The organism is Leptospira semungkisensis, from assembly GCF_004770055.1.
Taxonomy (GTDB): Bacteria; Spirochaetota; Leptospiria; order Leptospirales; family Leptospiraceae; genus Leptospira_B; species Leptospira_B semungkisensis.
Window position 1 is genome coordinate 261,254 of the sequence record NZ_RQEP01000010.1, and the last position, 13,129, is coordinate 274,382.

The window sequence follows — 13,129 nt, forward strand, 5'->3', positions numbered from 1 at the left end:
AAACCGTTACGCCAAATCGGGGCCGGGTTGCACCTTGCCGGAGCTAGGATAGATCTGCTCCATGCATCTCTTTAAGTAAAGATTCGCTCCCCGGTCCCCCGAATAAATCCTGAGCGCCTCTCTAAAAGATTCTCCAGCGTCTAAATATCTTCCCGCATGAAAAAGATCGACTCCCCGTTCGAAGTTTACTCTGGAATTCCGAAAGGCTTCCTTTTCCGTAGTGCTCAAATAGTCCCCTATCTCATGAATGTTTAGATTTTCGGTCTTACCCTTAAATCTTAAACGATCCAATCTTCTTAGAATGAATCGATTTGCATCCTTGAGTTTTTTAAGAGTGTCCTCGCTGATAAGGATATTAGAACCATAATATTTATTTAATGTTTCTAGCTTAGAAGCCAAATGGACTGCATCGGATATCACTGTGCTTTCCATTCTTTCTCCGGAACCAACGATCCCCATCATCAAAGAACCTGTATGGATCCCGATTCCAACTCGGATCGCTCTTTCTCCCTTTTCGATCCTTCTTAGATTGTATTCCAAGATCCGATTCTGCATAGAGATCGCTGCAGAGACTGCGTCGTCCGTATCGGAGAAAAGAGCCATAATCGCATCTCCAAAATACTTATCTACAAATCCGCGATTCGATTGGATCACCGGTTCCATTTCAGAAATATAAGAATTTAGTAATTCAAAACTTTCCTTTGAATCGATGCTTTCGGAAATCTCCGTAAAAGAACGGATATCCGCAAATAGAATTGTCATCTCCTTCTTGATCTGATCTCCGGGACGCATGTCTTCCAATTTGTCCTTACCCAGAAATTCCAAAAAACTAAGCGGAACAAAACGGCTATAGGTATCGTTCAGTCTCATCAATCTCTCTGAAAGTTTCTCCTTCTCCAAATACAAGTCCCTATGTTTAGAAGAAAGAATGAACGCTTGATTGAAGATAGCGATCAGTAAACCCACAGGAATAATGAACCGAGTAAAGATCAACTGATGAGCAGATAGAACATCAAAAGTCCCCGCGCAAATAAGAGAAAAGAAAGCGAATGTGATCGGTATAGAATAAGGAGCGCCATGCAGTAAGGCGCGAAATATCACATAGATCGCAACCGCCACCGCAAGAAAGAAAGTCCCTTGGAAATAGGGAACCGCATACGTAGGGAAAGGAAATGGCAAGAGAAGACTGAGAGAAAAAACAAAGGAGATCGCGTAGAAGAATAGGATTAATTTTCGAGGAAAATAATCCGGGAACGTATGTCTCAAGAAATGCATACCCAAAGGCATTGCAGCGTACATAGTCACATATTCCAGGCACATAGAGAGTCGATAAGAAAGAGGAAAGTATAATTGGACAAACTTATCTTCCGTAACAAAGATCCTTACAAAGATCACGAAACAGAAAAGTGCAAATACCAAAGGAGCTCGATCGATCCTACGTAAAAAGAAAATCCAAAGATGATACGAGCCTGCAAGAAAGAAGATCCCAGCTAAAAAGAAATCCCAATCTCTCAGGCTTTGGATTTCCTTAGAAAGAGCTCCTGCTTCTCCGAATTGGATATTGTACCAGAAACCTCCCATTCTATGATGAAAATTAGATATTTCGAATATAATCTCAGATTCCCCACCGGAAGAATCCCACTCATAGTAGATGGAAGAATTATCCGGAACACTCGTTTCCTTAGTCTTTCCTGGTATTCCAGAGCCCGCTACTACCTTACCATTCACGAATAAACGAAACGCAGTAGACTGCCATTTAGAATAGATCGCGAACCTCTTTGGATGATCCGGCATTAATATCTTTAATTTTACGACAGCGTAGCCGTCTCCCGACCAAGTATTCGGGACCACATAGAATGTTTCTACAGAAGAGGATGGAAGGTCTTCGAATAATGATCTAGGATAATAGAACCATTCCCCGCTTAGATCCAGGATGGGTTGAGAAGAAAAATCCCAAGAACGAAGATCCAGAACACCTTTCTGAGCGGAAGGTAATGCTAAAGGTTTAGAAGAACAGGAAATGAATGAGAAAAGAAGGAGGATGGAAAGTAAAAGCGAACTAACAGTGAAAAGTTTTCGCATCTTATCTCGCTTTGCAATTTTTATAACTGCGCACACAGAATCCTCAGGAAAATAGCTTTGTCAAGAGAATAAGATCCTTCCTTTTTTTTCTTTACCCGACAAAGAGTTCCTCTAACTTGCATCCAATGTTTCAGAAGTTCTTCCGCAATATCTTAGCGTTTCTTATACTCTTCGGTCTTTGTCTAGACTGCAGCGACAGCTTAAAAGGAAAGCCCACTCCAGCAATTCCTGAGTTAGCAGGATTCTACGTGAGTGAAAAATCTAGAGATTGGCTCAAGGACAATAAGCTAAAGATCCAAGCACTTTGGATCAGACGCACCACAAACGGAGAGATGGAATTCATGAACAAAACCATCACTCGCTTGCAGTTCAGCGTTAGCGATAATCGTGAAGAATTAAAGACCAGGACAGGCAAAGTTCTTACTAGCGGAAGAGAAGTAGTCCTACTAGAATCCTTATACAGAGAATATCATCGACAGTATTCCGGCAAAAACAATCCGGATGCGAAGGATTGGGATCTAAGATCCTTTGGTCCATTTGCAAAAATGAAAGAAGTAAGCAATCTAATCGGAGAAGGATCCGGAAGAGGAGCAAAACTCGCCGACGACAACAACTCCCTCGTATTCTCCAACGGAGAGACTTATTATAGAATAGGCGGCCCCTTACTCGGAAGGATCTCCATAAATGTGAATAAATATAAGAGAGTGATAGATAACGAGGTCGCAGGAGTAGTCTTCTTTCCTCTAAGCACAACAGCATTTCCGGAAGAAAATGGAAAGCAAAGTTACCTAGCATTCTTCTCTACCACAGAATCCTTAAGTCCAGGAATGCCTCTTAGGATCGGAGATTACTCCGGTTCGATAAAAGAAGTATTCGAACATCTATGCGTAGTGGATCTTCCTGTTAAGACAGGAGCACAGGCCCCAAGCTTAGCCTATCTAACTCCAATGATCCTGGATGGACAGGTTGACTTAAAAACCGTTTCTCATAAAGAAACTACCGAAGAATTGATTCGTAGATTGAAACAGGATCCAAACGTATCTAAAGAAGAATTGATCCGAGAACTGGAGAAATTAAAAGGAAGAGATCAATAATAGAATCTTAGACTTTGCATACTCTCTCCTTATTGTTGAGAGAGTATGCCTAAACTAGAGAGAAAACTCTTGCGGTTCGTTCCAAGGGCCGTAAAAAATTCCTCATCGAAATCTTCTACATTTTGGATGGCTTGCTTTAAGATCTTCTGACCTTCCGAAGTAGTTAACACGATCTTCGCTCTGGTGTCAGTGTCATGAGCAGTACGTTTTACTAACTTCTTTCCCTCAAGAGTCCTTAGAACTTGAGAAGTAGTCATCGGATCCGTCTTTGCCTGATCCGCAATCCTGATCTGAGTAGTTTCCTCTCCGTGGATCTCCAACCAATGGGTCACAGTCAATAAAACGAATTGAGCATGTGTTAATCCCAAAGGCTCCAGCACTTTACGGATCCCTCTTTGCCAGAGATTCGTAACTTGCCAGAGAAGAAAACCGGGGCTCTCCTCCGATTTTTCGTATCTAGACACCTTATCCTTGGACACTCACACCCATCCTTTCCGAGATCAAAAGGAAATCTTCAGGACCGATCTCCAAGAATCCAGTCCGAAACGGAAAGCCCCAGGACTTTTTGTTCGGTATAAATTTCAAAGAAGGAATCAAAGGAAGAATATCCGCTTCCTTTGCTGTCACATACTCCACATTTCTTCGGAAAGGACAAAAGTCAGGGCTCATCTGAAAAGGATACACCAGATCATCCGATATCCTTCCTAGAGAAGTGAACTTACGACAGGCCTCACTTCCCCCGAACATTTCTTTAGAAGAATAGACTAGGACCCAGTCCCCCTTTCTCATTCTAGAAAGAGGGCCCTTCTTGCCGTGGCATGACTGGATAATCCCTTCCGAGATCCCTCGCATTGCATGCTCTTTAGAAGCGACTACGATCCAATACTTTGAGTTCATTTCTTTTCCGCCTTTACGAGCTCGGAGAAGGTGCTGATCTCTTCTCTCATTCCTTTGGCTTGTTCTTCTCCGATAATCTTTCTCCAAAGAAATCCGAGAGGCCCGGTGATGATCAGTTCCACCTTGATCTCAGTTCCATTTTTCTTCTCAGAAAAGAAATGGATGAATTTCATTTTTGCTCCGGGAAGACTAGTCACATCTCCAAACACAAAAGGTTTTTCCGATTCAGTGATCACTGCCTTGCAGGTAAAGCCTCCTTTCGGTTTAAGAAGGAACTCCTTTCCTACGGTAGGTTCTCCTTCTATCTTAGTCCATTCTATGTCCGAATCCCATTTGGACCAATTCCGAACGTCCGCTCTCGCCTTCCAAAGAGACTCTGCGTCGATTCCCTGGACCTCGGTTACATACTCATACTTCCACATTGTAAACTCCATTTAGTAAGCATACTTACTATTTATAATAAAAATACATATAATAATAACACTTATTATTCAAGCATTTTTTATATGTATACTTACTATTTTTTGCAAATGAGGAAGGCATAAAAAAAGCGCCCCTTTCGAGGCGCTTTCTCTTCTCTAAACTAACTTCTCTTACTATTGATTGCTTTTAGCGTTTTGGGCCATTTTCAAGAAGTACCCATTCGTATCATACCAAGCTTGTCCCAAATAGAGAGCGTTTGTAGCTTCTAAGTGGTCAATACCAGTGGTAGTTATAGGAATAGAAGGACCTCCCTTCCAAGTTCCCCATCTCATAGAAGTGTCAGTAACGACTCCGTCGTTCAGAACGCTTTGGTTGAAGAATGGTGCGCCGATTCCGGTGATAGGAGCAAGTAGTCCCATAGCAGGGTGTTGGATCACATCATTTACTGTGATGTATGAACCGTAGGAGTAATACTTGAATCCAGAAACGTTCGGAGTGTTATTATTGAAGGTAGTGGAACCCGCAACAGTAAGCAGCTTAAGAGCAGCTACCACGTTCTGATTGGATTGTCCATAAACCACTCCTACCAGAGTGTTTAGAACGGTTGCGACGTAAGGAAGTGCCCAAGAAGGGATTACAGCGTCGATCACGCTCGCAAGTGGACTTCCCAAGTGAGGAGTGTTCAGAGTGGTTAAAGTAGCCACTTTGCTTGAGAATCCGAGGTTAGAGATCAGATATCTTGCGTCCAAACCACCTTGAGAGTGCCCGATAATATGCACTTTTCCGGTATAATTGTTCGCTGCCATTGCTACTTGGATTGCTGTCTTCAGCTGAGCCGCGCGGTTTGCAGAAGAATCAGTAGCAGTTACTGTAGGAGTCAGAACGGTTGCTCCTTGAGAAGTTAAATAAGCTGCATTGCCTCCCCAATAATCAATAATGCTGGTGGCCTTGCCCCAACCAAAAATACCGTGAGTCAAAACGATAGGATATGCACCTGCTAAAGGCTTGCTGGAAGAACCACTTCCGGAAGCACTCACCATGCTTGCTGCCAAGAACAAAATCCCGGCTATCAACAATCTTACTCTACGAAACATTCTATTTAACCCTCTTCCTTTTAAACTATTCTCTCTAAAAGTTTCCGTCTCCGGCTTCGGCCTCTACTGAGAAGGAACTGTTTTTATTTATAACGAACAAAATGTTTTATTTAAAATTCCATAACGTTCGTTATCGAATCCTACGCCTACAAAACTAAACGCAGGTTCAGCAAGTGAAATACAAAACGCTGTTCGTTTGTCAATTGAGAAAATAAGAGAATTATAAGTGGAATGAAAAAATGATATTAAAACGATCGTTTAATCAAAAATAAAAATAGAGTATATTCTAAAATTCTAATGTAATATTATCGTATTCTATTAGCCGATCTAACCCGGAGAAAATAAAAAAGCCCGCGAATCTCGCGGGCTTTTGCGCTTTTGGCTGAATCATCATAGCGCCAGCAATCTGCTGACGCTTCAAAGATTATTTTCCGGAACGCTTTCTCATGTTAGGATCTAGGATCTTCTTACGAAGTCTCATGCTTTGAGGAGTTACCTCTAACAATTCATCGTCGTCCAAGAATTCGATATTCTGCTCCAAGCTGAATCTGCGAGGAGGAACCAAACGGATCGCCTCATCCGCTCCAGAAGAACGAACGTTGGTAAGCTTCTTCTCTCTGACTGGATTCACTTCTAGATCGTTTTCTCTGCTGTGGATCCCAATAATCATTCCAGGATACACTGCAGTTTGAGGATCGATCAGAAGTTCTCCCCTTTCTTGGATTTTCCAAAGAGCATAACCGGTTGTATCTCCAGAGTCCATAGAGATCAAAGCCCCGTTCTTTCTACCAGGGATCTCTCCCTTGTAGAGATCAAAGCGTAGGAAGCGGCTAGACATTACCCCTTCTCCCTTGGTCTCGGTTACGAAATATCCTCTAAAACCGATAATCCCTCTGGTTGGGATCACGAATTCCACTCTGGTCATTCCGGATGGATGTGCATCCATGAGTTGGAGTTCGCCTTTTCTGCGGTTCAATTCTGCAATAATGCTTCCGGTGAATTGGTCTGGAAGATCCATTACGAGATATTCGTAAGGCTCCAGTTTTTCTCCGTTTTCGCCTTTCTTGATGATTACTTCAGGGCGAGAAACCTGTAGTTCGAATCCTTCTCTTCTCATTGTCTCAATAAGAACGGAAAGATGCAATTCTCCACGGCCTAGGATCTTGAAGCGGTCCTTGTCTTCGGTCTCTTCCAAACGCATTGCCACGTTGGTTTCTAATTCCCTGTCCAGGCGCTCTCTGATATTTCGAGTGGTTACGAATTTTCCTTCCTTACTTGCAAAAGGAGAGTTGTTAACCATGAAGAACATGGAAACTGTAGGTTCTTCTACTTCGATCGCCGGCATGGCAGAAGGCTTTCCAGGCTCGCAAACAGTGTCTCCGATAAACACATCCGGAAGACCAGCAATCGCAACGATATCTCCTGCTTCTGCCTCTTCGATCTCGTTTCTCTTGAGTCCTTCGAAGTTGTATAATTTCGTTACTTTGAGTATTTGTGACTCGTCTCTTCCGTTTTGCTTAGGAGAGAGTTGCACCACATTCATTCCTCTTTGGAGCTTTCCGTTATAGATCTTACCGATCGCGATACGACCTACGTAATCGTTATAATCCAGAGAAGTGACTTGGAACTGAAGTGCTGCGTCTATATTTGCTTTTACAGGTGGAACATGAGAAAGCACCATATCTAAAAGAGGATCCAGGTTTGTTCCAGGAGCGTCTCCAAGCTTGCTTACAGCCCATCCTTGCTTTGCAGAAGCATAGATAATCGGGAAATCCAATTGCTCGTCTGTTGCTCCCAAATCGCTGAATAGATCGAATGTCATGTCCACAACTGCGTCCGGACGAGCTCCGTCGCGATCGATCTTATTAATAACTAAAATAGGCTTGTGACCGAGTTGCAGGGACTTTCCGAGCACGAATCTGGTCTGAGGCATAGGTCCGTCAAAAGCATCCACGAGGAGCAGACAGGAATCCGCAGTAGAAAGAACCCTCTCTACTTCTCCTCCGAAGTCTGCGTGACCAGGGGTATCCACCACATTGATACGGGTTCCCTTGTACATCACTGCGGTATTCTTGGCCTTGATCGTGATCCCTTTCTCTTTTTCGAGATCATTATGGTCCATGATCCTTTCCCCGTCTTCTTTAGCCGTAACGGCTCCAGTTTGGCGTAAAATGCCGTCCAAGAGGGTAGTCTTACCGTGGTCAACGTGTGCGATAATGGCGATATTGCGGATTTCCATGCTATGACCAAAATTTACGGAAGGGCCGTGGTGACAAGGGCGAATTCAAGGAAATTCTTTTCAATGCTGTGAAAAACATAGGAAAGAAATTCCCAAAAACCCTCTCACTCAATAAATTTCAGTGTTCTGGTAATGGAATTCTATCCGTCTCTCCGGGAACGTGAGCAAACCTGTCCTCTTTCCAATCCGACTTGGCTTGTTCTATTCTCTCCTGAGAGCTTGATACGAAATTCCAATACATGTGCCTAGGGGTAGAAAGAGGCGTTCCTCCTAAAAGAACGATGCGAGAGGCTTCTTCTGCCCTGAACTTCACGCTTCCTCCTTTAGGATAAATGGCCATATCGCCTATAGTGATGATCTTTCCCTCTGCGTCCGCCTTTCCTCTGGCCACATAGATTCCTCCCTCTTGTTCAGAAGGAACCGGAAGCTCCACTTCCGCGCCAGCCTCAACTTCCAGATCCGCATAGAATAAGGGAGAATATACTTTAACTGGAGAAACTTCCCCCATGAACGCGCCCGCTATTAAGCGAAGTTCCCAACCTCCTCCGCTGAGAACCGGCAGTTGGTCCTGGCTATAATGAAAGAATTCAGGAGAAGTTTCTTCAAATTCCTTTGGCAAGGCCACCCAGGTCTGGATCCCTTCCAGGATAGAATACTCCGGATCTAATTTGGACCTTTCGCTATGAACGATCCCGGAACCGGCGGTCATCCAATTCACCTCGAAAGGACGAATATCTTCGACCATTCCGATGCTGTCCCTATGAGTAATGACCCCATCGTAGAGATAGGTCACCGTTGCGAGGCCTATATGAGGATGAGGCCGAACAACCAATTCAGTACCAGCTTGGATGGGGACAGGGCCCATGTGATCCAAGAATACGAAAGGTCCTACGGAACGGGCCTCAATATGAGGAAGTATCCTTCTAACTATAAATGAATCGCCTAAATCTTTCTGTTTCGAGGTAAGGTATCTCATAGCACAATTAATCTTTAGACAGAGAGAATTTCCCTATCCGATGGGAAGAGCAAGACTTAAAAAAATAGATTCTCTCGGATTCTATTTCTTCCGAAAGAAGGATCTAAATATCCCCTTCAAACCACTTGACAGGGCCTACTACCAAGCAAAACTGGTCAAAACTCGAGAAAATTAGGCCTTAAAACGATGTTCGCGATCATCTCTGTCGGCAACCGACAATTTAAAGTTACTCAGGATCTTGAATTCCTGACTGAAAAAACCGGAAAGAATGCCGGCGAAACCTTCGACGCGAAGGTGCTTTTATTTGCTGAAAATAATAAAGTTCATATCGGATCTCCAGAACTGAAATCTGCGAAGGTTTCTCTGAAAGTATTGGAAGACGTAAAGGGTGAAAAAGTTCACGGATACGTTTACAAGAAACGTAAGAACTACCAAAAGACCTGGGGACACAGACAAAAACTACAAAAAGTTAAGGTAGTTTCTCTCTCGGCGGTTTGATCCGAATCCGAATACTCCGAAAAGGAGAAGAGATCTTAGGTTTGGAATCTTCCGGGCATGCTTCCAAGATGCACGGATCCAAAGGTGAAAATCTTCTCTGCGCCGCTGTCGGGGTACTCGTTCAAACTCTTTACCTGCATTTACATCAGGAAGGGTTTACAGAAGAAGCGGTGATCGGGGACGGACTCTTAAATTTTAAGATCCGCTCCGAAAGAAAGAAAGATCCGATCGTTCTTACGAGCTTTAACTTGGTGAGAAGTGGATTGGAAAACTTGAGGGAACAATATCCCTCAGAAATAGAACTCATAGGAGAATAAACATGGCACATAAGAAAGGTGGCGGTTCATCCAAAAACGGTCGTGATTCCCAATCCAAACGTCTTGGTGTAAAACGTTTCGGAGGAGAGCTGGTTTTAGCGGGCAATATCCTTGTTCGTCAAAGAGGAACTAGATTGAATCCAGGAAAGAACGTGGGAGTCGGCAAAGACCACACCCTGTATTCTCTAGTCGAAGGTCACGTGAAGTTTGAATACGTCTCTAAGACGAAGCTTCAAGTTTCCGTTTACCCGAAATAAGCATTTAAAATACTCATTTTAGTGCGTGGAAAAAGAAAGGCCTTCGGGGAATTTTTCCCTAAGCCTTTCTTTTTTATTTTAGGACTCGATTTATGGAAAAATTCTTAGACGAAGTGCTGATAGAAGTCACCGCAGGCCATGGCGGAGCCGGTTCTATGCATTTTCGTCGTGAGAAGTATGTGGAATTCGGAGGCCCTGATGGTGGCGACGGTGGCGTGGGAGGAAATATACTTCTTCGCACCAATCTCTCCATGGTAACCTTGGATCGCTATCTCACCAAGAGAAGGTTCCGAGCACAGGACGGTTTTCCTGGAGAAGGAAACGAAAGGTCCGGCAAAAAGGGAGAAGATCTCCTACTCCATGTTCCTCTAGGCACTCAGGTCTATGATGAGGAAAGCGGAGAACTACTTTACGATTTCGTAAAGGACGATATGGAATTCCTCGTTGTCAAGGGAGGCAGAGGAGGAAAGGGAAATACTCACTTCAAATCTTCCACACATCAGACTCCTAAGTTCTCTCAGCCTGGAGAAGACGGAGAATACAAACATCTTCGCTTAAGCCTGAAACTTTTGGCAGATGTAGGAATCGTCGGTCTTCCGAACGCAGGCAAGTCCACCCTTCTCTCCAAGATCACCGAGGCTCACCCTAAGATCGCAGGATATGCGTTTACTACTCTTTCTCCCAATCTAGGAGTCGTGAAACGCAAAGGCGATATCTATCGTTATACTATCGCCGATATTCCAGGAATTGTAGAAGGTGCAAGTAAAGGAATCGGACTTGGACTTTCCTTTCTTCGTCATATTGAAAGAGTAAAAGGTATATTATATGTTTTTGATGCGAGTGCTCTCGATATCAAAAGCGATTTTAAGATGCTCCAGTCAGAGCTCCAGACCTATAATCCTGAATTATTGAATCGTCCCCATCTAATCGTTTTGAATAAGATAGATGTCTGGGAAGACCAAAGCTTTACCCAAGAGCTTTTGGAATCGGTATCTTCTCTCGGAAAGGTTGTGCCTATCTCCGCTCAGGAAGAACTGAATCTAGAAGTATTATTAGAAACAATGGATACAACCTTCTTCCAAAAGGAATGGGAGGCTTTAGAGTCGAGCAATCGGAACAAGGAAGGTTCGGATGAATAGAAAGGACTATGATTCCAGAATACTCTCCTCCAAAAAGATCGTAATTAAGATAGGCTCCGCTCGCCTTTCCGGTTCCGAAGAGGAAGTGAACGATTTTCTATTCAATCTTGTATCGGACATTCGTCATTTGAAAGACCAGGGCAAGGAAGTCATCATCGTGTCTTCCGGAGCGATCGCAAGAGGAAGAAAACTACTCGCATCTCTCTCCAATTTCAAACAAGCGGGAGAGTCCCTTCCCGAAAAACAGGCTTTGGCAGCAGTGGGCCAGAACCGTTTGGTGAACTTATACGATAGCTTCTTCTCCAAAGTAAATATTCCGATCGCTCAGATCCTTTTCGGGGTCGTGGACTTGGAAACCGGTGAAGGCTTTAAGAATCTGAAGAATACCTTCGGACAGCTTCTGCAGTGGGGAATTCTTCCGATCGTGAACGAGAACGATTCGGTCGCCACAGAAGAAGTAAAATTCGGAGATAACGATGTTCTTTCCGCCATCGTAAGTCTAATTGTAGAAGCGGATCTTCTTATTATTCTCACAGGTGTAGAAGGTTTTCTGAAAGATGGAAAGACCGTCCCCTTTTTAAGCGAAGTAGGAGATCCTGAACTTTCCCAAGCAGGAGGACCAAGCGGCCCGGGCACAGGTGGAATGTACACCAAGCTTAAGGCAGCTTCCATCCTAAACGAGGCAGGAATTCCTTGCGGAATCATCGATGGGAATTCTAAAAATTGCGTGCGCAGGTTTTTAGAAACGAATACACTCGGTACATTAGTATTCTCGAATGGAAAAGAGAAAAGCTTCTCGGAGGAAGAAATTAAGGCAATCCTCCGATCCAAGCGCAACGGAGGACAGGAATGATCCAAAGATCTACAGAATCCGCGTATGTAGAAGAACTCTGTAAAGGAGCCAAGGCTTCTTATAGACAGATCCGATTCTTAAACTCTTCTCAGAAAAATCATGTCTTAGAAAGACTCGCCTCTTCTCTTCTTGCAAGAAAGGAAGAGATCTTAAAAGAGAATGCGAAAGATCTGGAAGCTGGAAAAGTTAAAGGTCTTTCTTCTGCGCTCTTAGATCGACTTACCTTGGATGAAAAAAGGATCCAAGGATTATCCAAGGCAGTCTTAGAGATCAAGGCGCTTCCGGATCCTGTGGGAGAAACTGTCAGAGGACTCACACTTCCTAACGGAGTACGATTGAATACGAAGAGAGTTCCTCTCGGCGTAGTCATGGTAATCTATGAATCTAGACCCAATGTGACCATTGATGTGGGAGCTCTTTCTTTTAAATCAGGCAATGCTTGTATCTTAAGAGGAGGCTCTGAAGCTATCCATTCCAACACAATCCTTGCTAAAATATTTCAGGATTGCTTACAGGAAGCAGGTCTTCCGCCTAACGCAGTTACTTTTGTGGACAGAACGGAAAGAGAATATATGATCCCTTTCCTCCAACAAACTTCTTATATTGATATCGTTGTACCGAGAGGCGGAGAAGGTTTGATCCGATTCGTCTCTGAGAATTCCTTAATCCCTGTAGTAAAACATGATAAGGGAGTCGTGAATCTGTACATAGACAAGTCTGCCGATCCTAAGAAAGTAGTTCCGATTGCGATCAACTCTAAGGTGCAAAGACCGGGAGTCTGCAACGCTGCCGAAAATCTAATTATACATTCAGAATATCCTTATACAAAAGAGCTCTTGGAAGAATTGGCAGCGAAAGGAGTACAACTTCTTTTGGATCCTAGATCTCTTGCGATCTATCCGAAAGGCAAAGCAGTTACGGAAGAGGATTATATGGAAGAATTCTTGGACCTAAGATTCTCCGTTAAGACTGTGGATAATATCCAAGAAGCAATTGACTTTATAGAAGTGACTAGCTCTGGTCATACCGAAGCGATCGTGACCGAAGATGTTTCCGCTGCGAATTTCTTTGCTCGCCATTTAGATTCAGCCGCAATCTTTGTGAATGTCTCTACTCGTTTTCATGATGGTGGAGAGTTCGGTCTCGGAGCGGAAGTCGGAATCTCTACCGGCAAATTGCATGTGAGAGGTCCGATGGGACTCGTTCACTTAACAACCACAACCACTTATGCAGAAGGAGAAGGCCAGATCCGAAGTTGAT

Annotated in this window: 14 protein-coding genes; 7 read left to right on the forward strand and 7 right to left on the reverse strand. The window is 43.7% G+C overall.

Annotation, left to right across the window (positions count from 1 at the left end; translation table 11 throughout):
* Nucleotides 1–6: 6 nt before the first annotated feature.
* Complete coding sequence (locus EHO59_RS08785) at nucleotides 7–2,082, reverse strand: adenylate/guanylate cyclase domain-containing protein (RefSeq protein WP_135586954.1); 2,076 nt, start codon at nucleotides 2,080–2,082, stop codon at nucleotides 7–9.
* Nucleotides 2,083–2,207: 125 nt separating this feature from the next.
* Between EHO59_RS08785 and EHO59_RS08790 the strand changes: the two genes are divergently transcribed.
* Nucleotides 2,208–3,176, forward strand: coding sequence for an LIC12353 family lipoprotein (locus EHO59_RS08790; protein WP_135586956.1), 969 nt, complete (start codon nucleotides 2,208–2,210; stop codon nucleotides 3,174–3,176).
* A 29-nt stretch (nucleotides 3,177–3,205) separates the two neighbouring features.
* On the opposite strand, the gene EHO59_RS08795 is transcribed toward EHO59_RS08790, so the two are convergent.
* The 6 genes from EHO59_RS08795 to EHO59_RS08820 all read right to left on the reverse strand — a co-directional run bounded on the left by EHO59_RS08795 (nucleotide 3,206) and on the right by EHO59_RS08820 (nucleotide 8,805).
* Entirely contained in the window at nucleotides 3,206–3,655 is a 450-nt protein-coding gene (locus EHO59_RS08795; protein WP_135586958.1) for a MarR family winged helix-turn-helix transcriptional regulator, read from the reverse strand.
* Nucleotides 3,642–4,073, reverse strand: coding sequence for an EVE domain-containing protein (locus EHO59_RS08800; RefSeq protein ID WP_135586960.1), 432 nt, complete (start codon nucleotides 4,071–4,073; stop codon nucleotides 3,642–3,644). The genes EHO59_RS08795 and EHO59_RS08800 overlap by 14 nt, the downstream gene beginning before the upstream one ends.
* Nucleotides 4,070–4,495, reverse strand: a complete 426-nt coding sequence (locus EHO59_RS08805) for an SRPBCC family protein (RefSeq protein WP_135586961.1) — start codon at nucleotides 4,493–4,495, stop codon at nucleotides 4,070–4,072. Before EHO59_RS08805 ends, EHO59_RS08800 begins: the two co-directional genes overlap by 4 nt.
* A 174-nt stretch (nucleotides 4,496–4,669) precedes the next feature.
* The gene (locus EHO59_RS08810; protein ID WP_135587001.1) at nucleotides 4,670–5,590 is read right to left on the reverse strand and encodes an esterase/lipase family protein; all 921 of its coding nucleotides are present in this window, start codon (nucleotides 5,588–5,590) and stop codon (nucleotides 4,670–4,672) included.
* Nucleotides 5,591–6,014: 424 nt separating this feature from the next.
* Nucleotides 6,015–7,829 (reverse strand): translational GTPase TypA, encoded by a 1,815-nt coding sequence (gene typA, locus EHO59_RS08815; protein ID WP_135587005.1) that lies wholly within the window; start codon nucleotides 7,827–7,829, stop codon nucleotides 6,015–6,017.
* A gap of 118 nt (nucleotides 7,830–7,947) precedes the next feature.
* Nucleotides 7,948–8,805: a pirin family protein gene (locus EHO59_RS08820; protein ID WP_135587017.1), complete on the reverse strand. Its 858-nt coding sequence runs from the start codon at nucleotides 8,803–8,805 to the stop codon at nucleotides 7,948–7,950.
* 186 nt (nucleotides 8,806–8,991) lie between these two features.
* On the opposite strand from EHO59_RS08820, the gene rplU reads away from it, so the two are divergent.
* The 6 genes from rplU (at nucleotide 8,992) to EHO59_RS08850 (ending at nucleotide 13,128) form a co-directional block, all read left to right on the forward strand.
* A complete protein-coding gene (gene rplU, locus EHO59_RS08825; RefSeq protein WP_135587019.1) occupies nucleotides 8,992–9,303 on the forward strand; it encodes a 50S ribosomal protein L21 in 312 nt (103 codons plus the stop codon).
* Nucleotides 9,300–9,620 (forward strand): ribosomal-processing cysteine protease Prp, encoded by a 321-nt coding sequence (locus EHO59_RS08830; RefSeq protein WP_135587021.1) that lies wholly within the window; start codon nucleotides 9,300–9,302, stop codon nucleotides 9,618–9,620. The genes rplU and EHO59_RS08830 overlap by 4 nt, the downstream gene beginning before the upstream one ends.
* 2 nt (nucleotides 9,621–9,622) lie before the next feature.
* Nucleotides 9,623–9,877 carry a 50S ribosomal protein L27 gene (rpmA, locus tag EHO59_RS08835; protein WP_135587023.1) on the forward strand — a complete coding sequence of 85 codons (255 nt, stop codon included), beginning with the start codon at nucleotides 9,623–9,625 and terminating at the stop codon, nucleotides 9,875–9,877.
* Between the two features lie 92 nt (nucleotides 9,878–9,969).
* Nucleotides 9,970–11,016, forward strand: coding sequence for a GTPase ObgE (gene obgE / locus EHO59_RS08840; RefSeq protein ID WP_135587025.1), 1,047 nt, complete (start codon nucleotides 9,970–9,972; stop codon nucleotides 11,014–11,016).
* Nucleotides 11,009–11,869, forward strand: a complete 861-nt coding sequence (gene proB / locus EHO59_RS08845; RefSeq protein ID WP_135587027.1) for a glutamate 5-kinase — start codon at nucleotides 11,009–11,011, stop codon at nucleotides 11,867–11,869. The genes obgE and proB overlap by 8 nt, the downstream gene beginning before the upstream one ends.
* The gene (locus tag EHO59_RS08850; RefSeq protein ID WP_135587029.1) at nucleotides 11,866–13,128 is read left to right on the forward strand and encodes a glutamate-5-semialdehyde dehydrogenase; all 1,263 of its coding nucleotides are present in this window, start codon (nucleotides 11,866–11,868) and stop codon (nucleotides 13,126–13,128) included. The genes proB and EHO59_RS08850 overlap by 4 nt, the downstream gene beginning before the upstream one ends.
* Nucleotide 13,129 lies beyond the last annotated feature (1 nt).